At 71.9% G+C, this 25,991-nt stretch carries 18 protein-coding genes; 6 read left to right on the forward strand and 12 right to left on the reverse strand.

The features are described from left to right. Positions 1-41: 41 nt before the first annotated feature. From ACFCY7_RS25040 to ACFCY7_RS25050, 3 genes are all read right to left on the reverse strand, one after another. Complete coding sequence (locus ACFCY7_RS25040) at positions 42-917, reverse strand: hypothetical protein (protein WP_376488282.1); 876 nt, start codon at positions 915-917, stop codon at positions 42-44. Next, positions 917-1,699: a ParA family protein gene (locus tag ACFCY7_RS25045; RefSeq protein ID WP_376488283.1), complete on the reverse strand. Its 783-nt coding sequence runs from the start codon at positions 1,697-1,699 to the stop codon at positions 917-919. The genes ACFCY7_RS25040 and ACFCY7_RS25045 overlap by 1 nt, the downstream gene beginning before the upstream one ends. 151 nt (positions 1,700-1,850) lie before the next feature. Beyond that, complete coding sequence (locus ACFCY7_RS25050) at positions 1,851-2,564, reverse strand: hypothetical protein (RefSeq protein ID WP_376488284.1); 714 nt, start codon at positions 2,562-2,564, stop codon at positions 1,851-1,853. Positions 2,565-2,802: 238 nt separating this feature from the next. Between ACFCY7_RS25050 and ACFCY7_RS25055 the strand changes: the two genes are divergently transcribed. Both ACFCY7_RS25055 and ACFCY7_RS25060 read left to right on the forward strand, forming a co-directional pair. Continuing rightward, positions 2,803-3,213, forward strand: a complete 411-nt coding sequence (locus ACFCY7_RS25055) for a DUF6292 family protein (RefSeq protein WP_376488285.1) — start codon at positions 2,803-2,805, stop codon at positions 3,211-3,213. A gap of 83 nt (positions 3,214-3,296) precedes the next feature. Continuing rightward, positions 3,297-16,355: a hypothetical protein gene (locus tag ACFCY7_RS25060; protein ID WP_376488286.1), complete on the forward strand. Its 13,059-nt coding sequence runs from the start codon at positions 3,297-3,299 to the stop codon at positions 16,353-16,355. A gap of 573 nt (positions 16,356-16,928) precedes the next feature. Here ACFCY7_RS25060 and ACFCY7_RS25065 read toward each other — a convergent pair. The 3 genes from ACFCY7_RS25065 to ACFCY7_RS25075 all read right to left on the reverse strand — a co-directional run bounded on the left by ACFCY7_RS25065 (position 16,929) and on the right by ACFCY7_RS25075 (position 18,097). Then, complete coding sequence (locus tag ACFCY7_RS25065; RefSeq protein ID WP_376488287.1) at positions 16,929-17,165, reverse strand: hypothetical protein; 237 nt, start codon at positions 17,163-17,165, stop codon at positions 16,929-16,931. An 83-nt stretch (positions 17,166-17,248) separates the two neighbouring features. After that, a complete protein-coding gene (locus ACFCY7_RS25070; RefSeq protein ID WP_376488288.1) occupies positions 17,249-17,662 on the reverse strand; it encodes a hypothetical protein in 414 nt (137 codons plus the stop codon). A 78-nt stretch (positions 17,663-17,740) separates the two neighbouring features. Further along, positions 17,741-18,097 carry an SH3 domain-containing protein gene (locus tag ACFCY7_RS25075; RefSeq protein WP_376488289.1) on the reverse strand — a complete coding sequence of 119 codons (357 nt, stop codon included), beginning with the start codon at positions 18,095-18,097 and terminating at the stop codon, positions 17,741-17,743. 545 nt (positions 18,098-18,642) lie between these two features. Between ACFCY7_RS25075 and ACFCY7_RS25080 the strand changes: the two genes are divergently transcribed. Next, positions 18,643-19,452, forward strand: a complete 810-nt coding sequence (locus tag ACFCY7_RS25080) for an IclR family transcriptional regulator C-terminal domain-containing protein (protein ID WP_376488313.1) — start codon at positions 18,643-18,645, stop codon at positions 19,450-19,452. A gap of 31 nt (positions 19,453-19,483) precedes the next feature. Continuing rightward, positions 19,484-19,810, forward strand: coding sequence for an SH3 domain-containing protein (locus ACFCY7_RS25085; protein ID WP_376488290.1), 327 nt, complete (start codon positions 19,484-19,486; stop codon positions 19,808-19,810). A 58-nt stretch (positions 19,811-19,868) separates the two neighbouring features. Here ACFCY7_RS25085 and ACFCY7_RS25090 read toward each other — a convergent pair whose 3' ends face one another. After that, the gene (locus ACFCY7_RS25090) at positions 19,869-20,681 is read right to left on the reverse strand and encodes a hypothetical protein (RefSeq protein ID WP_376488291.1); all 813 of its coding nucleotides are present in this window, start codon (positions 20,679-20,681) and stop codon (positions 19,869-19,871) included. Positions 20,682-20,992: 311 nt separating this feature from the next. On the opposite strand from ACFCY7_RS25090, the gene ACFCY7_RS25095 reads away from it, so the two are divergent. Next, positions 20,993-21,367 (forward strand): hypothetical protein, encoded by a 375-nt coding sequence (locus ACFCY7_RS25095; RefSeq protein ID WP_376488292.1) that lies wholly within the window; start codon positions 20,993-20,995, stop codon positions 21,365-21,367. A gap of 59 nt (positions 21,368-21,426) precedes the next feature. Continuing rightward, positions 21,427-21,855, forward strand: a complete 429-nt coding sequence (locus ACFCY7_RS25100) for a hypothetical protein (protein WP_376488293.1) — start codon at positions 21,427-21,429, stop codon at positions 21,853-21,855. A gap of 251 nt (positions 21,856-22,106) precedes the next feature. Here the strand turns inward: ACFCY7_RS25100 and ACFCY7_RS25105 are convergent, their stop codons facing one another. The 5 genes from ACFCY7_RS25105 to ACFCY7_RS25125 all read right to left on the reverse strand — a co-directional run bounded on the left by ACFCY7_RS25105 (position 22,107) and on the right by ACFCY7_RS25125 (position 25,986). Further along, positions 22,107-23,615 (reverse strand): 3'-5' exonuclease, encoded by a 1,509-nt coding sequence (locus tag ACFCY7_RS25105; RefSeq protein WP_376488294.1) that lies wholly within the window; start codon positions 23,613-23,615, stop codon positions 22,107-22,109. Between the two features lie 253 nt (positions 23,616-23,868). Further along, positions 23,869-24,246 (reverse strand): hypothetical protein, encoded by a 378-nt coding sequence (locus ACFCY7_RS25110; protein WP_376488295.1) that lies wholly within the window; start codon positions 24,244-24,246, stop codon positions 23,869-23,871. After that, on the reverse strand, positions 24,243-24,716 hold the full coding sequence (locus tag ACFCY7_RS25115; protein WP_376488296.1) for a hypothetical protein: 474 nt from the start codon (positions 24,714-24,716) through the stop codon (positions 24,243-24,245). Before ACFCY7_RS25115 ends, ACFCY7_RS25110 begins: the two co-directional genes overlap by 4 nt. Next, positions 24,716-25,351, reverse strand: coding sequence for a hypothetical protein (locus tag ACFCY7_RS25120; RefSeq protein ID WP_376488297.1), 636 nt, complete (start codon positions 25,349-25,351; stop codon positions 24,716-24,718). The genes ACFCY7_RS25115 and ACFCY7_RS25120 overlap by 1 nt, the downstream gene beginning before the upstream one ends. After that, positions 25,348-25,986: a hypothetical protein gene (locus ACFCY7_RS25125; RefSeq protein WP_376488298.1), complete on the reverse strand. Its 639-nt coding sequence runs from the start codon at positions 25,984-25,986 to the stop codon at positions 25,348-25,350. Before ACFCY7_RS25125 ends, ACFCY7_RS25120 begins: the two co-directional genes overlap by 4 nt. Positions 25,987-25,991 lie beyond the last annotated feature (5 nt).

The following is a 25,991-nucleotide window of genomic DNA, read 5'->3' on the forward strand; positions in this document are numbered from 1 at the left end:
CCCATCCTCGGATGGGGGCCCGCCTCTTTGCGTTTCCAGACCTACGCGGCCGGGGTCTCCGCCTCCTCGGAGGTCGGAGGTTCATCCCCCGACTCAAGCGCGGAGGGGCCCTCCGTGAAAGAGACCGCCACGCCTCCGGCCTCGGCCAGCGACTCGATCAGAGATCGCAGCGCGGGGCGCGTACGTTCCGGATCGTGTGCCAAAGCAGCCTGGATCGTGGTGGGGTTGAACGTCTTGGCGGCCCTGGTGAGTGCCTTCGCCGCCTTCGCCGCGTCCGTGACGGCAGCCGGGGGTGCCCCCTCTGCCTCCAGGGAGCTGAGGTACCCCAGCACCGCTTCCTCGGTCTTCGCCTTGTGTCCGGCGGCTTCCCGAGGGAGTGCCTCGACGGCACCCTCGACGTGTGCCGCCGTCACCTTGGCACCAATGACCTTGATCAGTGCCAGGTACAGGTAGACCGCGGCTTGGATGCCGTGCTCCTCGACCAGCGGGACCAGCTCCCAGGCCTGCCCGTACCTCAGCTTTTTGGAAACAATTGTTTCCAATCCGCCGCCGGGCTTCGCCGTGTGGAGAGCCTCCGCGATTCGCCAGGTCCGGATCAGCTTGCCCGCGTACTGGGGGGTGATGTCCCAGCGCTCTTGGGTGTACTCCTCGAAGGTGTCGAACTGCCCGCGGTACAGCTTGGCGTCCCGGACCACCTGGAGCGCCTTGCCGGCCGCGAAGAAGGCCAGGTTCAGGTTCTCGATCGCGCTCTCGCACTTGAGCAGCATGTCCTGCTCCTGGGCGATGAGCGCCGGGGTGTCGGTGAGCTGTTTGGTCGGCAGCTTGTCGGAGGCGCCTAGCGCGCGAGCCAGCTGGATTGCGTTGTCGGGACGCCCCGGTGCTGCCGGGCCCGTACCCGTGTTGATCGGCTTGCCCATCAGAGCATCTGCTCCATCGTCAGGGCCACGCGCATGAAGTCCTCGCGGCCATTCAGTGCGGTGCCGCTCATCCTGTACTCGGTGACCAGCGTGCCGTTCTCGTAGGCGTGCTCGTGGAGGGTGTAGCGGCGGATCGGGTCGGCGACCCGCGGGTAGTTCCGCTCGTCGATCCAGGCCTTGACCTTGTTCAGCTGCTTCTCGCCCTTGTCCTTGCCCGGGTCGTGCATGTTGATCACGACGAGGAAGGGGATGCCCCGCGGCTTGAGGATGCGCTCGATGGTGAACTCGCACTCATCCCACGTGATCTTCGACGGGGTGATGGGCACGATGGCGAGGTCTGCCACGTCCAGTACCTCGCGCAGGGCGTCGGCTGTGCGGCTCTCCCCGAGCGGGTCCGCACCCCACTCCGCATCCGGGTCGATGTCCAGGAAGCCGGGGGTGTCGACGATGATGCGTCGCCGGTCGGGGTCGTTGATGATGCCCGGCAGGATGCCGAGCTTGCTCTTGGTCACGACGTAGTCGAAGGGCAGCGCCTCTTCGCGTACGCCGGCGCACCACTTTTCCAAGGTCCCCTGGACGTCGATGCCAGCGGCGACGATGGGTGCGCCCGTGGCCTCGTCCGCGTTGGACATCACCGCTGAGCGGCCCGCACATGCGGCCACGTTGACGGCGATGGTGCTCTTCCCGGCGCCGCCCTTCTGCTGGATGACGACGATTACCTTCGCCGTTCTGAGGCCATCCTTGTTGGCCGTGGCGATGGCCGATTGGAGGGTTGTGGTCATTCTGGGCGCCTTCCGTGATTTCACCGCCGGATTGCGGTTACTCGGATCGCCGCACAGCTTGCCAGACAATGTCGGCGGCGCCGCGCACCGCACCCGAACGAGGCGCGCAGGCCCGTTCGGGTCGAATCGAACGGACTGGAAACAATTGTTTCTAGCGGGCCGTGGCGTCGGGGAGTTCGGGTTGGTTGCGCCCTCCGGCTCGGTCGATGCCTGCTCGAAGCAAGTCGCCCGTTGTGAGCACCCGTTGGCGTAGCCGGTCCCGGATCTCCAGTGCGGACTGAGGCGCGGAGGGCTGCCCCGCCGCTGCGAGCAGTGCCAACTCGGATGGGACGTCATGGCGCTCTGCCTCGCGCAGTGCGACTTCGATGCCGTCGCCCCAGCGGTCGGCCCAGTCCTGGAGCGCTTCCACGGCTTCCTTGCTCGTCCAGTAGGCGGCGCGGCGGACCGTGTCGCCGAGGCTGTGGGGCAGATTCACCGAAATGCGATCCGTGTATCCGCCGACGCCCATGGGCTGGCTCGGCGGGGTGCCCCAGCGGCGGCCGGGTGCTTCGAGCTCACCCTCGGGTGGCTCTGGCCATTCGCGGTCCAGGCCTCGGGCCTGGAGCTCCTCCCGAACAGCACGGGCGACGATGTCGTCCCTGGTGCCTCCGAACTCGCCGGTCCGCCGCATCCTGGCGGCCTCCACCCGGATCTCGCGGCGCACGGCGGATGCCGCGCGCCGAGGCATGCCGGGTTCGAGTCGCTCGCGCCGGCGCTCGGCGATCCACGCGTCTTCGCGGTCCCGCTCGTCCTTGGCGTGGCTGTTGAGCCGGTTCAGGGCCTCTTCCGTCACCGCCACGTGGAATTTCATGCGCACGATCGCCATGGAGGAAATGTAGCCAGATAACGCCGACCTTCCTCGTGCGCGGTCGGTTCGGTGCCCGTGCCGTCGGTCTGGGAACTTAATTCGGTTGCTTCTGAGTCGATATGGTCGTCGAGTAGGGATCATGTACGTCTGCCGCCGGCCCCGGCGGCCCTGGGCGATGCCCCGGGCGGGAAGGGCGCCGACGGCGCAGGAGCGGGCGGCCGCGCCCGGCTCCTGAATGCCACGGGGGAGTAGCACCATGCCGAACCGCACCGACCACCTGCCCTACCTCCAGGCCGCCGTCGCGGAGCTCGAAGACATCGGGCTGACCGTGCTCGGGTCCGCTGTGACCGGGCGCCCGCCGGCCGTGCGCACCGCGGTGGTGACGCTGGCGCCGCCGGAGAGCGGCCCGTACGCCGACGAGGACGAGGACATCGAGCTCGCCTGGGACGAGTCCTATGGCTGGGTGCTGCGGCTGCCCGCCGAGGCTGGGTCGAGCGACTGGTTCATGGGGGAGGACCTGGTACCCGGGCCCGCCCGGATGGCGCGCTGGGCCGACATGGTGCTGAACCACCCCGGGCTGACCCCGAGCCGGGAGGACGGGCCGCAGCGGCTGCCCGAGAGCGACGACGACGCGTTCGAGGCGCGGCTGTCCGCCTACGCGTCCTGACGCGCTGCCGCCCCTTCCTCCCGACCGCCCCATGGGGCCGTCGGCGCTGAGGCTGCGCCGGGCCCCGCTGCTTGGAGAACGACATGGCCACTGTCGATACCCCGGTCGCCCCTGCCCCCGAACCGTCCGGACCTGAGTCCCGTCTCGGACCGATCGGCCGCGCCCGCGCGAGCGTCGCCGCCATCGAGATCCTGCTGCGTCTGCGCGAGGACCAGACCGCCCCTTCCGAGGAAGAACTCCGCGCGCTGCGGAACTGGCCGGGCTGGGGCCCGCTGGCCCCCGCCCTCGCGCCGGACCGGGAAGGGACCTGGGCCGAGATCGGCGAGCAGCTGCAACGGCTGCTGACCCCGCGCGAGTACCGGCAGGCGGAGCAGGGCACCCCGACCGCGTACTACACCCCCGACCGGATCGCTCAAGCCGCCTGGTCCGCGCTGCGGGACCTCGGGTTCGACGGCGGGCGGATCCTCGAACCGGGCTGCGGCGCGGGCACCTTCATCAACCACACCCCCGACGGCCTCGATGTCCGCTGGTTCGGTGTGGAGCGAGACCCCACGACCGCGGGCATCGCCGCTCTTCTCCACCCGGACGCCGAGATCATGAACGCCCGGCTCCAGGACGCGGCCCTCCAGTCGAACTCGGTAGACGCCGTCCTCGGCAACGTGCCGTACGGGAACTTTGCGGTGCACGACAAGACCGCGCCGAAGGCCGTCACGGACTCCATCCACAATTACTTCATCTGGCGCTCGGTGCAGGCCATGCGGCCGGGCGGCGTCGCGATCCTGCTGACCTCCCGCTACACGATGGACAGCCAGGACGATGCCGCGCGGCGAGCCATCGCCAAGCACGCCGACCTGCTCGGCGCGATCCGCCTGCCCAACGGCGCCCTCGCCGAAGGCGGGACCGGCGTCCTCGCGGACATCCTCATCGTCCGCCGGCGCGACGCCGAGGGGCCGATCGACGAGAGCTGGATGGGCACCAGCGGCGTACCCGGCGTCTCCGACCAGGAGTGCAACGACTACTTCCTCAGCCACCCCGAGCACGTACTCGGCGAGTGGGCCGAGGGCCGCGCCCCGCGCTACGGCCACACCCTGGCGGTGAAGGCCCCCGAGGACCAGGACCTCGACGCCGTGCTGGCGGAGGCCTTCACCAGCATCACCACCGCGGCCCGGGCCGCCGGCCGGGAGTGGAACGTCGCCGCCGCCGCCCAGCCGTGGACGCTCGACAGCCTGCCCTTCCCGGTCCGCGAGGACGGCCGCAAGGAAGGCTCCTTCCACCTCGTCGACAACAAGCCGCACGAGGTCATCGACGGCGAGCTCGTCGCGGTCGAGCGCGCGGGCAAGGAACTGCCCAAGCTGATTCGGCTGCGCGACGCCACCCTGGCCCTGATCGAGGCCGAGACCAACCACGACACCCCCGACGAGCAGCTGGAGCCGCTGCGCGAGGAGGTGAACCGGCTCTACGACGCGTACGCCCGCGTCCACGGCCCGATCAACCGCTACACCCTCGCCCAGGGCGAGGTCGACGAGGAGACCGGCGAGCGGGCCGTCTCCCGCCGCTACCCCCGCCTCGGCGGGTTCCGCCGTGACCCCGACTTCGTCGCCGTCCTTGCCCTGGAGGACTTCGACGATGAGACCCAGACGGCGGACAAGGCGCCGCTGCTGCTGCGCCGGGTCAACAAGCGGATCGAGCGGCCCACCTCGGCCTCCTCACCCGAGGAAGCCCTGTCGCTGTGCCTGAACTTCCGCAACAAGGTCGACGTCGGCGTCATCGCCGGGCTGCTGTCCATCGAGCACGACCAGGTTGCCGACGCGCTCGGCGAGCTCGTCTTCGCCGACCCCGACACCGGCGAGCTGCTGACCACGGGCGAGTACCTGTCCGGGCCGGTCGTCGACAAGCTGGAGCGCGCCGAGTTCCTGCTCGGCCAGGGCCGCGACGAGCTCCAGCGGCACGTCGATGCCCTGCGAGAGGTGCAGCCCGAACCGCTGCCGCCGGAGGACATCAAGGCCAAGCTCGGCGCCCCGTGGATCCCTGTGGAGGACGTCAAGGCCTTCGCCGAGGAGATGCTGGGCACCGGTGTCGAGATCATCCATGTCGCCAAGACGGCGACGTGGAACGTCGACACGCCCATGACGATCCCCGAGGCCGCGACCAGCGAATGGGGCACCAGCCGCGTCAACGCCTTCGAGCTGCTCGACCTCGCCCTGAACGGGCAGTCCCCGAAGGTCTACGACACCTTCCGCACCCCCGAGGGAGGCTCCAAGCGGGTCCGCAACGACAAGGAGACCCTGCTCGCCGAGACCAAGATGGCCGACCTGGCCCGCCGGTTCGCGAGCTGGACGTGGGAGGATCCCGACCGCGCGGAGCGCCTGGCCGCGGACTACAACCGCATCTTCAACTCCACCGTCCTGCGCAAGCACGACGGCTCCCACCTGACCGTTGACGGCCTCGACCCGAACTTCAACCCGTACGAGCACCAGTGGGACTTCGTCCAGCGCGTCCTGACCGCGGAGGAGGGCTCGCTGTGCCCGTACCCGGTCGGCGCCGGCAAGACGGCCACGATGTTCATGACGGCCCTCAAGCTCAAGCAGCTCGGCCTGGTCAACAAGCCGATGATCGTCGTCCCCAACCACCTGCTGGAGCAGATCTCCCGCGACGGCAAGAAGCTGTTCCAGGGCGCCAACATCCTCATGGCGGGCAAGAAGGACCTCGCCGACGCCCGCTCCAGGATGCTGTTCGCGGCCCGCTGCGCCACCGGCGACTGGGACGCGATCGTGATGACCCACAGCTCCTTCGGGCGCCTGGGGGTCCACCCGGTCACCGAGGCGACCTACCTGGAGGAGCTCGCCAACGCCTACCGCGAGGCCCTGAGTGCGGTCGACGGAGACGACGCGAACCAGCGGCGCATCAAAGAGATCGCCAAGATGGTCGACCGGTTCGACGCCCGCGCGAGCGACCTGCGCTCCAAGGCGACGGACGCCGGGGTCACGTACGAGAACCTGGGCGTCGACTTCCTCCAGATCGACGAAGCGCACCTGATGAAGAACCTGGCGCTGCCGGCCACCACGGAAGGCATGGCGCTCGGCAAGCCGTCCAAGCGGGCCACCGACCTCGACCTGAAGATCATCACCACCCGCGAGCGCACCGGCCAGGACAACGTCGTCGCGCTCTACTCCGGCACGTTCATCTCGAACTCGGTCCGCGAGATGTTCGTCTTCAAGCACTACACGATGCCCAAGCGCCTGGAGAAGATGGGCCTGGCCAGCCCGGACGCGTGGGCCGCGAACTTCATCCACTTCGAGAGCAGGCCCGAGGTCGGGGTCGACGGCGTCTCCTTCCGCCTCAAGCGACGCCCGGTGGAGTACACCAACGCCGACGAGGCCATCGCCATCTTCGCGGAGGTCGCCGAACTCCGGCCGAAGGACTCCTTCAAGATCAAGCGGCCGAAGCGTGTCGACCGCTTCGTGGAGATCGAGGCCACCCCCAACCTCGTCAGCTACGTCAGCGGCATCTCCGACCGCATCGACCGCATCCAGGGCGGCAAGGTCAAGCCCTGGGAAGACAACATGCTCAACGTCATCACGGACGGTCGAAAGGCCGCCCTGGACCTGGAGCTGGTCGGCGTCACCCCGGACGGCCCCGGCAAGGCCGGAGCCATCGCCGAGAACGTCCTCGCCGTCTACGAGCGCACCAAAGACCTCAAGCTGCCCGACGACCCCGAAGGCGTCGCTGGCGGCTTCCAGGTCGTCTTCTGCGACCTGGGCACCCCCAGCAGGCAGAAGGGCAGCCAGGTCTACGGCAAGGTCCGCCGGCTGCTGATCGACGGCGGAGTCCCGCGCGAGCGGATCCGCTTCATCCACGACTACAACAGCGACCTGGCCAAGGAGCAGCTCTTCACCGACTGCCGCGCGGGCAAGGTCTCGGTGCTGTTCGCGTCCACGGAGAAGGCAGGCGTCGGCACCAACGTCCAGACCCGCGGTGTCGCCCTCCACCATGCCGACCCTCCCCACAAGCCCGCCGAGTGGGAGCAGCGCGAAGGACGGCTCGACCGGCCCGGCAACGGGCTCATCGACCTCGACATGGAAGTCGAGTTCTACCGCTACCTCGCGAAGAACTCCTTCGACTCCTTCATGTTCCAGCAGCTGGAGCGCAAGCAGCGGCCCATCGTGCAGATCCTGTCCGGCCAGAAGGTCGGCCGCGTGATCCAGGAGATCGACCCGGTTGGCGCGGGCTTCGGACAGGCCAAGGCCATCGTCGCGGGCAACCCGCTGCTGCTGGAGATGGCCGAGGTCAACGGCCAGCTCGGAGTCCTGCTCAACGCCGCCGACGGCCACCGGCAGGCCCAGAGCCGCATGAAGCGCAAGGTCGAAGTCCTCGACGAGCAGATCGTCAAGGCCGAACGCTCGCTCTCCGGCATCCAGACGATGGCCGACGCGCTGACCGGAGCCAGCGACGACCTGTGGCGCACCGCCGACGGCCGCCTGGTCGACGCCGACGACGTCCCCGCCGCGCTCGCCCAGTCCGCCCAGGGGGCCAAGTCCCGGCTCGACCTGTCGGACGGCTACCGCTGGCGCGGCATCGAGGTCGGCTTCACCTTCCACCGCCGCCAGCAGTTCGGCGGCATGGCCTACGAGTCCTACGCGCACCTGGTTGCCGGGGATCACGAGATCGACGTCCGGCTCAACCTGTCCTGGTTCGGCAAGGGCCAGACCTGGCGCATCGCCAAGGCGATCGGCGAGGAAGCCGACAAGGCGATGGCCGCGCCCGACGAGCTCCGCCAGAAGGTCACGAAGTGGCAGGCCCAGCTGGAGGACACCCGGTCCCACATCGGCCGCCCCTTCGATCGGCACGCCGAACTGGAAGCCGTCCGCGAGCGCCGCGCCGCCCTGGAAGAGGCCATCGCCGCCGGGGCGGCCGACTCCGGCCGCGAGAACACGGGCACCGGTCCGCAGTTCGAGCCCGGCGCCGCCGGCACGGAGATGACCGAGGCGGACATGGCGATGCACGACGCCGCCGTCATGGTCGGCATGATGGGCGGCTCCGCTGTCGTCCGCAGCGAGGGGCAGATCGTCGGAACCGTCCGTCGCGCCCCCGGCCCCGCGCCCATTGACGAGCCTCCTCGACCCCACCTGGAGAACTCGGACCGGTTCTTCGAAGCCCTCAGAGCGGTCACCGACGAGGGGCTCGCCGACTCCGACGTGGTGCGGTGGGCGCAGAGCGACACCGACGACAGCTCGTTCGTCGGGGCCTTCGGCGAGTGGACTCGGGCCTGGGTGGAGCAGCGGTATGCCGATGCCAGCGACCGGCCGGACTGGGTCTACGCCTACCTCGACGATCGCGCCTACGCCTCGCGGGACGTACTGCACGGGCAGGCCGCGGCCGCCGTCCGGCAGCAGGCCCGTGCCCTCGCCGATCCCGCCCCGGATCCGGCACAGACAACAACGTCGGCGGCGGCCGATGCAGCCCAGCAGGCTGAGCCCGCGCCCGAGATGGTTAAGATCGCGGCCATCCTGCGGTACTACGAACCGCTCTTCGAGCGGCACGGCCTGACCGGCGCCGCCGCGGCGGCGGACTACGTCACCCGCCCCGGCTACGGCTACGAGCCCGACCCCGACAATCCGCTGCACGACCTCGCCGCACGCATCGGGGAGGCCTCCAACCGGGCCCTGGGCGTCTTCCGGACGGGCCCGAACCCCAACGAGCGGGTGATGTACGACGTTGGCCGTGCCCGGCAGCAGGCCGGGAACCTGCTCGGCGACGTCTCGGTCAGCCTCGTCAACCTCCTGACCGACACCGGTGAGGGCTACGGCGCTGTCGACCTCGACGCGATCCTCGCCGCCCCGCCCGGCACCGTGGTCGACCTGCCGCCGCTGAACTCCACGCCGCCCGCCTCCCGCACCGCCCCGGAACCGGCCGCCGCTGGCCAGCCCGAGCCAGAACCGCAGCCCGCGGCCGCTGCCCGGCGGCTGACCGACCCGCAGCTGTGGGACGAAGGCCTGCGGACCCTCCTCGACGGTGCCGCTGGCGTCGAGCGGCTGGAGCAGGCCGCGCGCGCCAACGACGCCCCCAACTTCGCCATCGTCTTCGCGGACTGGGCCGAGGACTGGCTGATGGACCGGCACACCGGCCCCTCGGCCGGGTGGCCGGAGTGGGCCCGCCGCTACTTCGGCGCGGGCGAGGAGGCCTACCAGGACCGCGAACAGCTGCACGCGGCGGCGGCCACCGCCCTCTACGACCAGCTGCGGGCCGCCGCCGAGCCCCCGGCCCCGGGCCCTGTTCCTGCCCCTGCCCCGGCTCCGGCGGCCGACGCGACCCCGGCGCCCGGGCCCGCGCCGCTCCAGAGCCTGATCGACGGCTTCGGCGGCAGGGTGATGGTCGGGCACATCAGCGGCCCGCAGGCGGCGCGCACCCACCAGTCCGCCGGGTGGGCGATCCGCGCGGTGCTCAGCGAGGAACAGGTGCTGGACCTCGTCAGCGCCGTCGCCGTGGACGGCCAGCCGCCCAGCGCCGCGCCCGACGCCGTGCCCACCGAGCGGGTCCGCGACTGGATCGCCGAGCAGCAGCAGGCCCCCGCAGCCGCGTACTACGCCGACACCTCCAGCTCGCTGCCGCCCGCCCTGCGCGGCAACGGGGAGGTGCAGGTGTCGACGAACGCGACCGGGCTGACCCTCAACCAGCGGGACGTCTCCACCACGATCCTGTGGGAGGAGCTCCCGGCCTGGATCGACGCCGCCGTCGCCCACGACACCGCCACCCGCTCCCCGTCCCTGCCCGCGTGGGCCTACGGCCGCCTCGACGCCGAGATCCACTTCCGCCGGGACACGGAGACCGACGCCCGCGCCGGGGCGCTCGATGCCCTGTACGTCGCCCTGCGCGAGGGCCCGCCGCCGAGCGACGAGCAACTCGCCGCATCCCGGGACCGGTACGGGCCGCCTCCGGCGCCCGCCGCGCAGGACACCGACACCACGCAGACCCAGACGGACCCGCCCGCGCCGGTACCCGCGGCTGACGCACAACCCGAGCCGGAGCCCGAGCCGCTGCCCACCGAGCCGGTGCCGGGCGCCGAGGGGTACACGTACCTGGAGACCGGCCGGACGGTCACGCTCTACGACAGCACCGGCGAGCAGGTCGGCATCGCGAAGTGGAGCTACACCAAGTACCAGCACCTGGGCGACGTCCAGGGCGACACCGTCCGCGGCACCGACGAAGCCGCGGTCGTCGCCAAGCGCATGGCCAACCACCACGCCGTCGTCTACGGCGCCGACGTCCACCGCCCCGCCCTCGACGACCAGGGCCGTGACCCGGTCTGGATCCTGCACAACGGCAGCGACACCCTCGTCTACGGCATCAGCCCCGAGGACAAGACGGCCGTGGCCGCGCTGTGGACCGGCGGCGGCTTCAAGCAGTCCCGCAAGGTCGGCGGCTACTACCTGCCCCGGACCTGGAAGGAGCCCACCCGCAAGGGCCGCGTCGACACCGCCGTGCGCGTCCTGGCGGCCGCCGGCCGGACCGTCGTCGTCTACGCCCGCCGCGACGAGCGGCAGCAAGCCCCCGCGGCGCCCGCACGGCTGCCGGTCCTCGATGTCACCCCGCCCGACCTCGATCAGCTGCCCACCTTCTTCGACGCTCCGCCGTACGCCGACGAAGCCGAGATCTCGCAGGGCGTCGACCGCATGACCGACGCCTACGGGCGGTGGAGCGAACAGCCCACCGTCCAGGCCTACATCCAGCAGGACTACGACGCCCGCCCCGACGGGTTCGGCACGCTGGACAACCCCATCGCCGAACTACGCGTCGCCTACGCACGAGCGGAGGGCGCCCTGCGCGGCGAAGCGATCGGCGGCGCGGACGAGATCCTGCGCCGCATCTACGCCGTCGCCGCCTGGAGCCAGGCCCTGGAGCCTGCGGTCGAGACCGAACTCCTCGACCCGCTCCAGGAGCTCTACGCGGCCGCGCACATGCTCGCGGCGCGCACACAGGCAACCATGGCGGAGCTCGCCCGGCAGGCAGAGCAGCCCGCCCCGGCCGCCGAGGGCGCCGCCGACCAGGCGGCACCCGAGACTCCCGAAGTGCAGCCCGAGCCGGTCACCGGCAACGATCCTCAGCCCGCTCCCGGCGAGACGCCGCCCGAGGCGCCTGCGCAGGCGGGGAGCGGCGCGGAACCCGGCACCACGGGCGAGCCCGCGGCCGGGGGCCCCGCCGAAGGGGGAACACCCCCCTCCGAGGCCTCTGAGGCGGGCGAGGCGGCCTCCACGGCGCCCGGCAGCGGTAATGCCTCGACCCCGGCGCCGGAGGCCCCTCCTGCCGCTGAGACGGCTCCGGCCCCCGCGGAGGCGGCCGAAACGGGCTGGGGGTTCGTCGACGGCGAGTCCATCCAGTACACGGGCCAGGGCGACGGCCGCTACGCGGTCACCCTGCCCGGGGCCACCTACCTCCTCTACATGCCCTCGGTCGAGTACCGCCGTACCAAATACTCCGTCGCCCGGGACGACGCTCCGGTGGGCCAATCACCCCGACGGCTGCGGACCTTCGACGACCCGACCGAGATCGTCCCCTGGCTCCGCAACCACGCCTCTCGCGAGCAGACCGGATACACCTTCCGCGACGGCGCCTGGGCCGAGACACCCGCCCAGGACGAGCCTGCGCCGACGGAGCAGCCTGAGGAGGACGGACAGCTGGGGCTGTTCGGAACTCCCCAGGACGCCCCCGGACCGCAACCGCCCCAGACGAACACCACGGCTCAGCCCGACCCGTCGCCGGCCGTACAGACACCGCCCGCTCCGGCCCCCGCCACCAGCGTGCCGTCGGCCGCCCCGGAGGTGACGCCGCCCCCGGCCGACGAGGACGCGCCGGGGCCGGTCGTTTCCGACGAGTTCTCGGTCCTCTACGCGGCCTACCAAGGCCTGGTGGCCCGATCGGCAGGGACGGGTGACCCCGCCCGATTCACCCTCGGGCGCAACGGCGTCCTCGCCGACCCCGACACCGTCCACCGGCTGATGGACAGCGGCCTGCTGGAGCACGCCGAGGAGACCACTGCCTCGATCACCCCGGCGGGCCGGTACCACCTGGCCGCCCTGGCCGAGGCGGGCCGCGACGAACCGGGCGTGGGAGACCGCGTGCTCCTCGTCTCCACCGGCCTCGTGGGCGTTGTCGGCGGCTACGAGACCACCGGGCAAGGAGTCAGGAGAGCAGAGGTCGTCTTCGACCGTGAGGGGTGGCCCGACGGCTGGGACCTTGCCGTCGGGCCCCTCTACCTGACCACGCTCGACCCCGCGGTGATGGACGCGGAAGAGGCCGCGCAGCGGTACCGCCGGGCGTCCCTGCGGCAGTTCGCCGGCACACTCACCGACCCGACCCTGCGCGACGACGCCCGGGCGGCCTTCGTACGGGCCGCGCTGGCCTCGCCCGAACTGGCCCGGGCGGCACAGGAAGGCCACCCCGACGACTTCGTCCCGGCCGTCGCCTCATGGATGAGCCAGTGGGCCACACAGCAGTGGGCGGACGTACCGGAGGACGAGCAGCCAGCCTGGGTGTCCACCTTCTTCCGGGCCTCCGACGACGCGGTCAGCGACCGCAACGGCCTGTACGTCGACGTCGCCGCCGCGATCCGCTCCGACCTTCGGCAAAGGCCACGGGAAGGCCTTGAGGTAGAGGGCCGCCGCCTCGCGCCCCGCTGGTTCGAGTACACGATCGAGGGCCAGACGTACCGCGCTGCGCTCCTGCCGGACGAGCTGTCCCGCGGGCGGCTCGGCACGCTCAGCACCGTCATCGTGGACGAGCGCAACGAACTCGTCGGCCGCTCCTTCGGGCTCCCCAGCGACGGAGAGATGCGCTGGATCCACACCAACCCCGGCGTGCCGAGCCCGTCCGTCATGGGCTGGCTCCGGCTCGGCGGTGAGGTGATGTGGCCGCCGTACAGCGCTGAGGAGAGGACCCACATGCAGGCGGGGCCGCCCGCCGAGCAGATGTCCTTCGATCTCGGCGCCGGGCCGTCGGAGGAGCCCCCAGCGGAGGAGGAAGACGAGGACCTGGTCGACACGACCGAGAACGGGGACGAGGACGACCCGGAGTACGAGGTCTCCGTGCCCGGCGAGGACACGCGGACCACGGCGCCCCCGGAGCCGGTTGTCACCCCGGACCCCGTCGACCCGCAGGCCACGAACACGGAGGGGGACGCCGAGCAGCAGGACACGGCGTCCGCCGCGACGGACGGGCCCGCATCCGACACCCCGGCGCCGGAGCCGGTACGAGGACCGATGCTCACCCTCGGACTCCGCGAAGGACCTGAGGGGCAGATCGTCGCCCGGGTGGAAGCGGGCGACGGCGTGCACGCGCTCGTGCTGCCCGGCATCTCGACGGCGGACGTCCCCGGCCTGGCCCTGCCGGTCACGGTGGAGACGCCCATGCTGACGCGCTCCGCCCAGCTGGCGGAGCAACTGATCTCCGACGACGAGACCGAGGCGTGGCTCGGGGAGCACCTGCCCACCGGCCCCCTCGCCGCGGCCTGGAGCAGCGATCGGGTGCGCGCCGTGCTCATCGTCGTGGTGCGCGACAGCCTCCGCGACGACATGGCGCCCAGCGTGGACGACGTCGCCACCTGGCTGGTGGGCGCGTCCGTAGAGAACGAAGGTCTCCTCCGGGTCGCGCACACCGCCGGCCCGGAGGGCTTCGGCCCGGCCTTCGCCACGGCGGCCGACTCCCTGATCGCCGACGGCGGGTCCGAGCACCTGCTGTGGACCTACCTCGGCGGCGACGGAACCCGCCGGGCCGAGGTGCTGTCCCTGGCCACACCGGAGGCGTACGCACAGCTGCTCGCCCTCCCCGCCCCAACCGAATCGCAACAAGACGCCCCGCAGGAGTCCGAGATGGCCACACCCGCCCGCCCCGAGGAACCCGCGCGCGCAGACAGCGCCACTCCGGCTCCGCCGGCGCCGCCCACTCCCGAGCCTGCACCCGAAGCCTCACCGGCCGCGCAGCAGGACCCCGCCGTCGACTTCGAGGTCGAAGAACCGCCCGAGCCGCAGCGCCGCACCACCTTCTTCGACTTGCCCAACTACGACGGGCACCGCGTGTTCCTGTCGGGCTGGGACGGGATGGCCGACGATGCGGGAGAGCTGCGGCGCGAAGGCCCGGTCATCGCCACCCTCCACCGGACGGAAGGCGGGTGGTACGCCCGCATGCAGCTCGATACGCCGGACCTGACGCCCCTGGTCACCCACCCGGAGACCGCCGCCGAACAAGCGGCCGTGATGTACGCCGCCTTCACCGGCGCCCCGCTCGGTGAACCCGTAGTCGCCGCCCCCGGAAGCGACGTCCAGGCCCGCGCCGAGCAGATGCGCAGCGAACTGCGCGAGTTTGCGGCCCTGCACACCCCCAGCATCGAGATTGCCGCGCGGCACCGCTCCTACGCCTACAGCACGAATCCGCACTACATCGAGCTCACGGCCCGGCTCGCCGACGTCGCCGACGCAGAGGGCCGCGGGGCGCGGATGATGGCCGCCGACCTCGCGGGTGTCGAGCGCGCCGTGACTCAGTGGGGCGCATCGTTGCCCCCGTCCCCGAACAGTGAGTACCGGGTGGCCATGGCCTTCCCTCTCGCGCATCTGCTCTTCGACGTCCGGCGGCTCCAGGCACGCCTCCAGGCGACGGTGGAAGTCGCCGCAGCGGAGGCGGCCGCGGAACGGACGCGGCAGCCGGAAGCCGCTGCCACCGCCGAGCCCGCCCCGCCGGAGCCCGAGACGGTCGCGGACGGCGCACCCTCGGCCGAAGGGCCCTCGGTTCCGGCGGCCGACGCTGTCGCGGACGCGGCCGTCACTGAGGACGGTGGGCCGTCGGCCGCCGCGGCGGTCCCGGAGCCGCCGGCGGCCGCGGCGGATCCGGGGGAGGGCCCCGGGCCGGAAGCGGAGTTGAGCTCCGAGCCCTTGGCGGAGGCCTACTTGGCTGCCGAGGACGGCGGCTCGACCGTGGAGCCGGAGCTTCAGGCAGCACCCGACGTGCCTGTGGCGCCGCTCGGCGACGGGGAACCGGCGGACGCGCCGTCCGCTGAGGATGCGGTCGCCGCCGTACCGGCCGATGAGGCAGGAGTCCCCGCCGAGGAGGACGTCGCGGCCGCTCTCGCGGGCGAGCCGACCGAGGCTCCCGACGTTCCCGAAGTCGCGATGCCGAGCGAGGATCCGCCGCTCGCGGCACCCGCCGCCGCGGCGCCGGATCCCGAACCGGCCGCGCCGCTGTGGGGCACGGACGACGTGCCCGTGGCCGCGTACGCAGCCGGGGAGGACGGCCGCGAAGAGCGCCCGGACGCTGCGGGCGCGGATGACATCCTCACCGGATTCCAGGGCTTCCGGGAGGCGTGGGACGACGCCGTGACGACGGGGGTGACGTCCGCCGACCTGTTCGACGACGTACAGGGCGACCTGATCACCCTCCGGACCCTTCTCGCGGAGGCGGTCGACGGCACGCCCGCCCCGGAACCCGCAGCCCCGCCGGCCGAGCCGGACCCGGCGGCGGAGCAGCGCGACGAACACCGTGAAGCCGAAGCGGTCAACGAGTCCCTGCGCGAGGCTGACACCCACGCAGAGTCGCTCCAGGACCTGCCCGAGTGGCAGAAGATCCAGACGGTCCGCGGGGCCATGGGGCACCTGCTCACCACCATCCGGAAGCGGGCCGGGGAGGAGTTCGACAAGCTCCTCGGCGACAAGCGCGCCATCGGCTTCCTGCGGGAGTGGTCGGCCCGCGCCTGCGACAAGATCGCCGGACTGGCCCAGGCGGCCGCCCGCAAGCTCCGGGGCGAGGACGGCCGGGCGGACGAACGCGGTGGCGCGCTTCCCAGCGCCGAGGCCCTGCTCCGCCTCGGAGATGCGGCGACCACGTTCAGCGATTCCCGGCGCGGGCCCGGAGGGACACCGCCGCCCTCGGGCAGCGCGTCGGACCTGCCGGACATCCCGGCCATGCGCAAGATGGGCGAAGCCCTGGCCAAGCCGATGCCGGGCGCCCGGCCGAAGGTGTCGGCGGCGGCCGCCAGGGGTCGGTCGACGACGGTCAAGCGGTCCCCGGTGAAGAAGCCCGGCACCGACAAGACGACGGAGCAGGCGGGCCACCTGCGACGCGGACCCGACAAGCCCCAGCCCCGCAAGCCGCAGCGCTGATCCCGGGGTGGCCCCGGCGTCCGGACCCCCGGCCGCCGGGGCCACCGTGGGGAGATCGGTCAGTCTGGCCAGATAACCCGCGCGCCTGTCGATCCTCTCCTGACCAGGGCGGACGCCGTCGTTCGGCGCTCCGGTGGAGTGGGGCAGGGGAGCGGGCTGGCAAAACTCACCTCTTAAGAGGTGAGTTCCGGGACGGGTCCGCGGGACTCACCCCGGATTCGGTACGGGTGGCGCCCGGTCGGTGGCGGGCGTAGACCGGAGGTATGGCTGGCACAGGGCGAACCTGCGCGATGTGCCGTGAACCGCTGCCGTCGGAGTCGGCGCCGCGACGCCGGTACTGCTCGGTCGCCTGCAAGTCGGCCTGGGCTCGGCAGTACCGCCGCAACGCCCGCGCGCTGGACCTCGTGGCCGCCCACACGATCGGCACCGGTCCGACCTGCCCGGCGTGCGGCCGTCGTCTGGCTCCCGGCTACTTCACCCGGTCTGACCAGGTCTTCTGTAGCGGACGCTGCCGTATGCGAGCGTGGCGCCACCGCACCCGGGACACCGTGGTGGACCCGGGTCCTGTGACGGCTACGCGATCCGGTGGGCCGACCCCCGCGGGTCGGGCTGCGGGGGCCACCGCTTGATCGGGCGCTCGCTGCCGTCGGGCAGCTGCTCGACCATCGTGATCACGGTGGTGGTGTCGGGGACGCCGTAGAGGCCGAACCACTCGACCCACTTCCGGGCCGCAGGCGGCTCGGTCTCCCAGTAACCGGTGACGCGCGGGCCGCCGGGGACGAACTGGAGGGCGGTCACGAACGGCGGCACGGCGGAGACTCCCGTTCAGCGCAGGCGGGTGGCGGTCACGGCCTCGACTCTATGCCGCCGACCGCGGCGAACGGGGCGGCGGCTCAGGCGCCGGCCAGTGCGTGCACGGGACCGGTCAGAGCGGGCCCCTGCGGCAGGGTGGTGCTGGCGGTCCAGTGCGTGACCCGCCCCTCGTGCGAGCGGACCGGGTACACGTACCGGGGCGTGCCCGCGGCCGCCGCCGTCGACCCCATCGCGTCGAGCAGCGTTCCGGCGACGATCTCGCCGCGCTCCGGCGCGCACACCGCGGCCTCCTGCCAGACGGCCTTGTCGCCGTTCTCCTCCTCGGCGGGCAGGGTCGTGCAGACCATGAGGCGCTGGCTGCGGTCGGTGCTGGCCCGCCACCGGCCGCCGAGCGCGGCGCCGGGGGACGGCTCCAGCTCGACGGCGACGATCCGGTCGGCGCGGACCCACCGGTCGCCGAGCCGGACCCAGGTGGAGGTGAGGTGGACGGACATGGTGACTCCTTCGTCGGGAAACAGGGCCGGGCGGGCCCTGGTGGGCCCGCCCGGCGGGTTGGGTGCTGTGGTGCGTGCTCAGCGTTCGTGGCAGGCGACATCCTCGGGAATGCAGGTGCCGACGTCCTCGGCCGCCGTGTGCGTGAGGTCGTCCCGGATCCATCCCGTGCGGCCCTTCGCGTTCCCGGTCGTCATCGTGACCTTCGTCCAGCCGTAGCCGCCCGAGTAGCCGTAGTCCTTCTCGACGCACTTGTTGCCCCGGTAGGCCACGCCCAGCGCGGTCGACGACGTGCTCGCCTTCGAGCGCAGGGTCGCCGACGACGCGGTGACGTAACAGCCGCCTGCGGCCTGGGCCGTGCCGGCCGTGACGATGATGCCGGAGCCCGCCAGGGCGGCGGTCAGGGACAGGGTGGTGATAGTCCTGCGCAACTTCATGGAGCCTTCCCCCGTGGTGAGGCACGCGAATGCCTTTGGCGAACGTTTAGTGCGAGTCAAAAGCAGGGGAATTCGAATGGTCAAAGGTTTTGCGCTGCGTGCAATCCATCCGATTCTTACGGCATTTCGCGTCGCGCAATGTGGCTGAATGTGGAGCTGCGGCCTCCCCCGATTTTCGCTGTGCGCAAAGCCGCCGTTGCGCATCACGGCAGGGTGGGGTGGTGTGCCCGGTCTTGCCCCGTCATATACCCCGGGGGGAATTCCGCCTGGTGTCGTAGGGTTGTGATCACTTGTCCAGGGGAGACGCCAGGGGGGTGACGGGGGCGAGTCGTTGGGGGCCTGCGCCGACCGGCCGATCCGGTACGAGAGCGCGGTCTACGGGGAGAGCCGCTCGACCCGCACGGGACGCGGGGGCGGCGGCATGCGTGACAAGGAATTCGATGCACAGCCGCATGACGATGAAGACGAAGGTTCCTGCAACTGGTTCAGCGCGAGAAAACGATGGTCCCGAGCGTCCGCTCGGAACCGCCCACGCCCGGCGGGTGATGCTCGTGGAGCAGGCCTTCACCCAGCTGCCCGGCCCGGTCCACGGCCCCAGCGAGCTCGCTGCCGTCACCGGCCTCGACACCACGGTCGTCTACAGGATCTTGCAGTCCGGGCTCGCCAGCTCCACCTTCGTGAAGGTGCCGCCGGGCCGGTACCGGCTCGGCCCGGGCGCCGCGAAGGTCGGGATCCAGGCCATGGCGGCCACACCCGGACCGCAGACGACACAGCCGGTCCTCGACCGGCTCAGCCGCGTCCTGGACGGCTTCGCGATCCTGTGGGTCCTCTCCCCGTATGGCGGGCCCCGCAAGGCGCACGCCGCCAGCGCCCCGGGCCGGTACGGGTTCGACGCCCTCGGGCTGACGGTCACCCAGCTCGTCGAGCTCGGGCAGTCGCTGCGGGTCGGAGCCTCCGGCCGGGTGATCGCCGCTCACCTGCCGCCACCCATGGCGGCCTCCGTCCTCGCCGAGCCGGTCCCCGCCGGCGCCGGGCCGGGAGTCATCGACGACCCCGCGCTGTTCGCGGCGGCCCTGCACCGGGTGCGGGAGATGGGCTACGCCGTCGCCCGCGGCGAGATTCCTGGCTGGACCTCGGTCGCCGCCCCGGTCCTGTGGGGCGAGGCCGTCTACGGCGCGGTGACCCTCATCAAGCCGTCCTCCTTGATGCCGAGGGACCTCTCGCTGCCCATCACCGCGACGGCGGCCGCCGCTGAGCGGCTCTCCCTGCTGATCTCCGGCACCGAGCACATCACCCGCCCGTTAGAGGACCGCTCGATGCGGCGAATCACGGCCGGAGACCGTGTCGCCGCGTAGAGCGCCGGGTTGGTAGGACATGCGACGAACCATGATCACGGCTGCTGTCCTGCTGTCCGTCACCGCCCCCGCGGCCGCCGCGCTCCCCGCAGCGGCGGCCCCGGCGGCGCTGACGCAGGAGTTCAACAGCTGCGGCTACCACCCCAAGACCACGATCCACCTGCGCACCGGACCGAGTGCCCGGCACGCCTCCCTCGGACTGCTCGGGCCCGGCGACTCGATCCGGGCCTACGAGGAGCGCGGCGGCTGGTACCGGGTCGACCTGGACAACGACGCCAGGTCCGGCCTGCGTGCCGGCCGGAGCGGGTGGGTGGCGAAGAAGAACGTGGAGCCCGCGGTCTGCATGCGCCTGAGCTGACCCCCATGCGTCAGAGGGCCGACCCCCGGCGGAGGTCGGCCCTCTGACGTGCCGGGGCTCACTCGCCGCAGTGGCACCCCACGCACACCAGGCAGCATCGGCAGTCCGGGCACTGCTCGCGCGTCAGGTCACCGCACGGCTGGAAGGCCTCGTCCAACGGTCCAGGGCAGTGGCACTCGCAGCAGGACCCGCAGGCGTCGTGGACCCGGTCGACGCGGCGGCCGCGGACCACGGTGGTGCCACGGTCCCCGCAGTCCCTGCACCGGCGGGGCGCCACCGGCTCCGGCTCGGGCAGGGCGTCCATCTCCTTGGCCCACTCCCGCAGGGCGGTGAGGTCTGCGGGAGTGATCCCGAGGGAGGGATCGACGCCGTACGCGAGCACCGGCCCGACCGTGGAGTAGTAGGAGTCCAGGCGGCGGACCGCTTCCCGGTGGTCGTCGCCGACGCGGACCCATGCCACCGGCCGGTCGTGGGTGCGCGCCCAGGAAGCGATCTCTTCCGCGCGCCACGTCAGGTCTGCCGCCGCGTCGGGAGAGCGGCCCGGGTCCTCGACCCGCATGTAGTGCACCGAGCCGCTGGTCGGCAGCGGAACCATCACAGGCACCGTCTCCCATCCCAGCGCGGGGAGCAGCGGCTCCAGTTCGGCCGCGGAGTAGGTGGAGATCAGGACCAGGTCCGCCGGGAGGTCCGCGAGGGCCCGGCCGACCGCTGGGTTCAGGGCGAGCCGCAGGACGGTTGGGCGCGGGTACACCATCGCGGCCCAGTCCCGCCAGGCGGTCGACTCGACCTTGTGCAGGGTGTACCCGGCAGGCAGCGGCCCGGCGTAGGGGGAGAGCACACCGTCGATCTCGACTGCAATGTAGGGGCGCATCCCGGTAGTGAAGGGGAAACGGCCCTGGGGAGTGGGCGGTTCGCGCGATCCGTCATCCTGTCGGGAGAGTCGAGGGTGCGACGCCACGGGGGGAGCGCCGCACCCTGCGCGAGCAGCGTATCGACGCCGTACCCCGGGTGCCGCTCCATTCCGCGTGGAGAAACAACCCTCAATCTCACCTCTTAAGAGGTGAGATTGAGGGTTGTGGTGGTCTGGGCTCGTCTGCCCAGGCGGCGCCCTTGACGGCTCTGTGTGGAATCCACACACTGTGTTTGTTGATTCCGCACACTGAATCGGGGAGGCCTACTGCCATGCCTGTGTCCGTTTCCCGCACTACAGGAACCGCCGCCACCATCGTCTGGGACCCCTCCGACGATCCCGATGGCCGCATTGCGCAGGTCATCGAGAGCGGGCTCGCCGAGAGCCTGACCGCCCTCGGCATCCCGGCCGCGCGCCTTCCCGAGGTCGACCAGTTCGAGCGCGCCAAGATCCTCCGCGCGCTCGCCGCCTTGAACGCCCAGATCACCCGCCGCGTCCGGCACATGGCCGTGGTCGCCCGGGATCAGGACGGCATGACCTGGGGCACCCTGGCCTCAACCCTCACGGGCAACGTCCACTCCCGCAGCACTGCCCGCAGCACGTACGACGCCGGTACCCGCCAGCTCGATGCGGAGGCTGGCCGCTAACTGCGGCGAGCTGGCACACCGTCGACCCTCCTGTCCCGCTCAGCACCTAAGGAAGCGCAATGACCTCTGATATCCCTGAGCCTCTGCTTGCCTACCTGGCCGACCGGCGCGCCAGCGTCGTGGACGCGACGCTGGCCTGCCTCACCGACAGGGAGCGCCGCCTGATCCGCGAGGTCGCGGTGATGGCCTACGTCCAGGGTCAGAGGCATCCGACCGAGCAGTCCCACACGGATGGCGCCATCCTGGCCCAGGTCGTCGGCGCCTGCCTCGCAGCACCGGACCTGTACCCGGTCATCAGTGGCGTGCAGCTGTGCGCCGATTGCGACCACCCGCGGTACGCCCACCGAGACGGCGACGATCCGGTCACGCCCGGCACCTGTGCCGTGTGCGAGGCCGACGACTCGGATGAGGCGCATCACGACTACCACGATGCAGCCCCCGGAGCCGTGCCGCCTGGGGCGAGTGGAGTGGGGGAGGCTGACCGCTGACCCTGGCGATCTGGCACACCTGGCCGCTCGGCCATCTGGCCCCGCCCTCGGCTCAGCGGCCGGCGCGGGGCCGAGGGCTTCGCGCACGATCCGACGCGGATGTTCCCCAGGCCCCGACCCGCTGCTGTGCGGGTTCGGAGACGAAGCCGACTGGTGCACGAAAACGCCCCCTTCGAGACAGGGCCGAAGACGCCCACTTGGGTGGGGCGTTCCTCGTGCACCCGACTCAAGGGGGCGTGGGGAGCGGAGCGTCAGGAGGCTGCTGCGGCCGCGAGCGCGGTATCCACGGGCGGTCCGGCGACGGGATCGCCCGGGGCCGCCGGCTGCGGAATGAACTCGCTGCCCCGGCCCTTCGACATCTCGATCAGAACGTCCCGGGCCGCGAGGCAGTCACCGGCCGCCCGGTGCCCGCCGCCGAGCCGCAGCCAGCGGTTCGAGCCGAGCCACGCGGCGTAGGCCTCCATGAGGCAGTACCAGGACTCGCGGGGCTCCAGGTGCAGCGGCTTCTTCTCCGCCCGCCGGATGTCGCCGAGGATGACGGCGCGGTCGAACTCGACGTTGTAGGCGCAGACGATCCGGCCCTTCGTGACCTTCCGCAGGCGCGGGAGGACCCGTTCGAAGGGCCGCGCCGAGGCCACGTCCTCGTCGGAGATGCCGTGCACGTGCCGGGCGCCCTCGGTGATCGGCACGGTGGGCTTCACCAGAGTGTCCTGGAGGACCTTGCCGGTGGCCGCGTCGACCACGGCGAGCTCGATCGTCTGCCCGTAGAGGTCGGTGGTCTCGGTGTCCAGGACGACCGCGGCGCCCGGCTCCAGCAACTGCCGGGCCCGGCGGGTGATCCGGCCCCACACCGGACTGAGGGTGATCTCGTCGGCGTAGGAGCCGACGGTCGGGTCGGCGGCGAGCTCCGCCAGGACCGCCGCCTTCGTTGGCCCGTCCTCGGTGCGCTCCCAGTCGACCTCCCACCCGCCCGAGTACGGGGAGTGCCACGCCCACACCGCCGTGCCGTGCCGGTCGGCGAGTCCCTGACAGAACCCCTTCACCGCCTCGGCGCGGGTCGGCGCGAGCTTGGCGTATTCGCGCAGCGGAGACGGCACACCCTTGCCCAGACCACGGGCGGCCTCCCAGTCGACACCGGGCATGTCCCGCAGGTCGCGGACGTCGCCGAGCCGGAACAGCGCCACGGTGACGGTGCGGTACCGGCCGACTTCCCGCTCGTACGTCTCCGCCGGCGCGATCCACCCGGCCGCCTCGACGTACTTCCAGTCGGTGGGCCGGATCTCCAAGATCTCGGCGGCGGCCTTGGCGGTGATGTACTGCTCGCCGTCGGCCTCGGCGGCGAGCTTGTCCAGGTCGGCGATCAGGTACCGCTCGTCGGGGCCGGTGGTGATGTGGCCCTCGCGGCCCATGCGGGCGAGGTCGCTCCAGTGCCACCCGATCCGCTCCGCCGCCTCGTCCCGGGGCAGGGTCGCCTCCTGCCAAGCCACCCGCTTGGCGACGATCGGACGGATCAGCTCGATGTCGAGCCCGCGCGCCGTCTCCGTCGAGTACATCGGCCAGCCCTTGTACTCGTCGACGGCGACCAGGTGTTCCTGCTCGACGAGAACGGCGACATCCGGGCCGCGTACCGGCTCCCCGGTGAGCTCGGCGAGCATGGCGGCGATCCGCTTGGCGCCCAAGGCCTCCGGCCACGTCTTCTCCTCGGGGGGTGCGGCCTGCTCGGGGACCGTCGCCTCTGCCGTCGTCGTGGTGTCCGTCATCGGTGTACCTCCAGGGTCTGCGAATCGGTGTCCGGGGCCGCCCGTTGTGGGGCGGCGTTCTGCTCGGTGGGGGCGAATCGGTGGCGGGGGCCGGTGGTCCCGGGGGCCTTCGCCGGCCCCCGGACCCCCGCTCCCCCGGCACCGCCCGGCGCGGTCAGGTCGTTGGGGGTGCCTGCCGTTCGCGCCGGACGGCACCGGGGCCTGGTGCCGCGGGTGCGGGCAGTGCCGGGGGCGGGCCCGCAGTCACTGCCCTCTACTCGAACGGCTTCGGCACGGTGTAGCCGTTCTCCCGCAGCCACTGATGGGCTGCGGATTGATCCGACCTGAGCCGGTTGTATGCGGTGTCCCCAGCCGGGGTCATGTCCTTGAAGGCGACGTCAGCGATGCGGGCCTGCGCCCACAGGCACAGCGACCACTCCGGCTGGCCGGTCTCGCTGTCGTAGGCGGCCTCGTGGAGGGAACCGGTCTGGGTGAACTCGTCGCGCTCGGCCTTCTTCCGCGCGACGGTGGCGCGGGCGGCGTCGAGCGCAGCCTGAGCCGCCACCACGTCCTTCTCCGCCTCGGCGAGACGGTCCTCGAAGTACGCGGCGACGACGCTCTTTCCGTCGGCCTGGCTGGCAGTGTTGCTCACTGTGCCGTCCGCCTCTCGTCGTCGCTGCGCTCGGTCAGGGCGATGACGGCCGCGTGCTGGTCCGGGGTGAACCCGAGCGGCTTCTCCTTGCCCCGCTCCTGGTCGCTCACGTAGAGGTGGTGCTGCCCGTCGGCCCACTGCCGCAGCAGCGCGCGGGCGTCCTCGGGGCTGATGTCGAGCGCGGCCGCGACCTCGGCCCAGGTGGCGCCCAGCTCCAGGGCCGTGTGCAGGCGGGTTCCTCGACCGTTCTCGACGTCCCGGCGGATCGACTCCCGCAGCGCGAGCTCCGCCACGGAGTCCTGCGCGGTGCCCCGCTCGACGGGGTGCGGGAAGTCCGCCGGGAGGCTGGCGTCCCAGACACGCATGGCGTGCTCCGAGGCCCTGTCCGCCTGCCAGCTCAGCGGGGTGCCCGGAGGCACGTCGCCGGGTCGGCGGATCTGGAGGGCCTTCCACTGCTCGAAGTCGGTCATCAGCTGTTCTCCTCGGTGTCGTTGGCGGTGGCGTCCAGCTCGGCCGCCACCCACTTCGCTGCGGCGGTGACGCTGGTGAAGGGCTTCTCGCCGCTGGTCTTCGCCCAGAGCGCGTAGCCGGACAGACCACGGGCGGGCGGGTGGAATTCGGGCCCGATCGCCGCGTGCCACACGGTGCCGCCGCGCTTTCCGCGGCCCTCGGTGACCGTGCCGACGATGTCCTTCTCCGACAGCCGGTCGACCTTCTCCCGGGAGCAGAGGTAGGCGCCGGGCGTGTTGTACTCCCGCAGGCGGAGCAGCGGCGGACCGGGGTAGAGCCACAGCCCGGCCACCCGCTTCGGGGACTGCCCGTAGCCGATGCGCGCCGTGGTGGTCGTCTCGGTGTTGTGCTCCTCGCCGCCGATCAGACGGACCGTGTCGCAGGCCCGACACAGCAGCCGCACGGTGATCCGGTCGTAGCGGTCGCGGTGGCCGCACTCCTCGTTGGGGCACGCGTGCTCGGGGCCTTCGTGGCGGGGGCGCAGCTTGCCGTACGTGAGCTGGTGGTCAACCTCCCACACCGGCTTGGAGCAGTCCGCCCGGTGGGCGAACGGCTCCCACTCCAGATGGGCGGCGAGGGCGTCGGAACTGCTCATCGAGCGGCCTCCGTCGCGTCGGCGGCGGGCGGGAAGCGGTAGTCGTCGCCCAGGTCCGAGCCCGCGAACAGGTCGTAGTACCGGTCCATCCGACCCTCGGCGTGCTTGGCGGCGGCGTACTGCTTCACCGCCTCGGCCAGGTCGAAGCCGGGGATGCGCGTGATCCACTCGGCGGTGAAGCAGTCCGGGGGGAAGATGCGTCCGGCGTCCGGGTCGCCGGCGGACAGCCGTGCCAGGTTGGCGTCCAGGACGGTGGCGGCCGCGAGCTCCTGGGCGTGGTCACGGGTGTACTCGTCGGCGGCGGCCGCCCAGGCCCGGGCCGCCGGGGCGTCGGGGTGCTCCTCGCCGAGCTCCTTCTCGTACTGCTCTGCTTCCGCGCGGCACCGCTCGTCGATGCACAGGACGCGGATCTCGCCCAGCTCCCAGGGGCCTTCCTGCCGGAAGGTCACCTTCGTCTTGGCGGTAGTGGCCGCACGCAGCGCGGCGCACTCGCTGGTCTCGCTCTCGACGGCGAGGTTGTGCAGCAGGGTCGCGACGAGTTCGGCGCGGTCCTCGCTCTCGCCGCGGCCGAGGGACTCGGTGTGTACGACGGCCGGGGTGCCCTCGGGCAGGGTGACGGTGGTGATCAGGGACATCGGGG

The sequence above is a fragment of the Streptomyces sp. NPDC056361 genome, assembly GCF_042262805.1.
Taxonomy (GTDB): domain Bacteria; phylum Actinomycetota; class Actinomycetes; order Streptomycetales; family Streptomycetaceae; genus Streptomyces.

Bases quoted from the DNA above. Each gene is read 5' to 3' on its own strand.
- ACFCY7_RS25120 (WP_376488297.1), bottom strand. From the start codon at position 25,351: ATGAGCAGTTCCGACGCCCTCGCCGCCCATCTGGAGTGGGAGCCGTTC.
- ACFCY7_RS25070 (WP_376488288.1), bottom strand. From the start codon at position 17,662: ATGTCCGTCCACCTCACCTCCACCTGGGTCCGGCTCGGCGACCGGTGG.
- ACFCY7_RS25115 (WP_376488296.1), bottom strand. From the start codon at position 24,716: ATGACCGACTTCGAGCAGTGGAAGGCCCTCCAGATCCGCCGACCCGGC.
- ACFCY7_RS25105 (WP_376488294.1), bottom strand. From the start codon at position 23,615: ATGACGGACACCACGACGACGGCAGAGGCGACGGTCCCCGAGCAGGCC.
- ACFCY7_RS25055 (WP_376488285.1), top strand. From the start codon at position 2,803: ATGCCGAACCGCACCGACCACCTGCCCTACCTCCAGGCCGCCGTCGCG.
- ACFCY7_RS25095 (WP_376488292.1), top strand. From the start codon at position 20,993: ATGCCTGTGTCCGTTTCCCGCACTACAGGAACCGCCGCCACCATCGTC.
- ACFCY7_RS25050 (WP_376488284.1), bottom strand. From the start codon at position 2,564: ATGGCGATCGTGCGCATGAAATTCCACGTGGCGGTGACGGAAGAGGCC.
- ACFCY7_RS25125 (WP_376488298.1), bottom strand. From the start codon at position 25,986: ATGTCCCTGATCACCACCGTCACCCTGCCCGAGGGCACCCCGGCCGTC.
- ACFCY7_RS25075 (WP_376488289.1), bottom strand. From the start codon at position 18,097: ATGAAGTTGCGCAGGACTATCACCACCCTGTCCCTGACCGCCGCCCTG.
- ACFCY7_RS25080 (WP_376488313.1), top strand. From the start codon at position 18,643: ATGCTCGTGGAGCAGGCCTTCACCCAGCTGCCCGGCCCGGTCCACGGC.
- ACFCY7_RS25100 (WP_376488293.1), top strand. From the start codon at position 21,427: ATGACCTCTGATATCCCTGAGCCTCTGCTTGCCTACCTGGCCGACCGG.
- ACFCY7_RS25045 (WP_376488283.1), bottom strand. From the start codon at position 1,699: ATGACCACAACCCTCCAATCGGCCATCGCCACGGCCAACAAGGATGGC.
- ACFCY7_RS25085 (WP_376488290.1), top strand. From the start codon at position 19,484: ATGATCACGGCTGCTGTCCTGCTGTCCGTCACCGCCCCCGCGGCCGCC.
- ACFCY7_RS25090 (WP_376488291.1), bottom strand. From the start codon at position 20,681: ATGCGCCCCTACATTGCAGTCGAGATCGACGGTGTGCTCTCCCCCTAC.
- ACFCY7_RS25060 (WP_376488286.1), top strand. From the start codon at position 3,297: ATGGCCACTGTCGATACCCCGGTCGCCCCTGCCCCCGAACCGTCCGGA.
- ACFCY7_RS25040 (WP_376488282.1), bottom strand. From the start codon at position 917: ATGGGCAAGCCGATCAACACGGGTACGGGCCCGGCAGCACCGGGGCGT.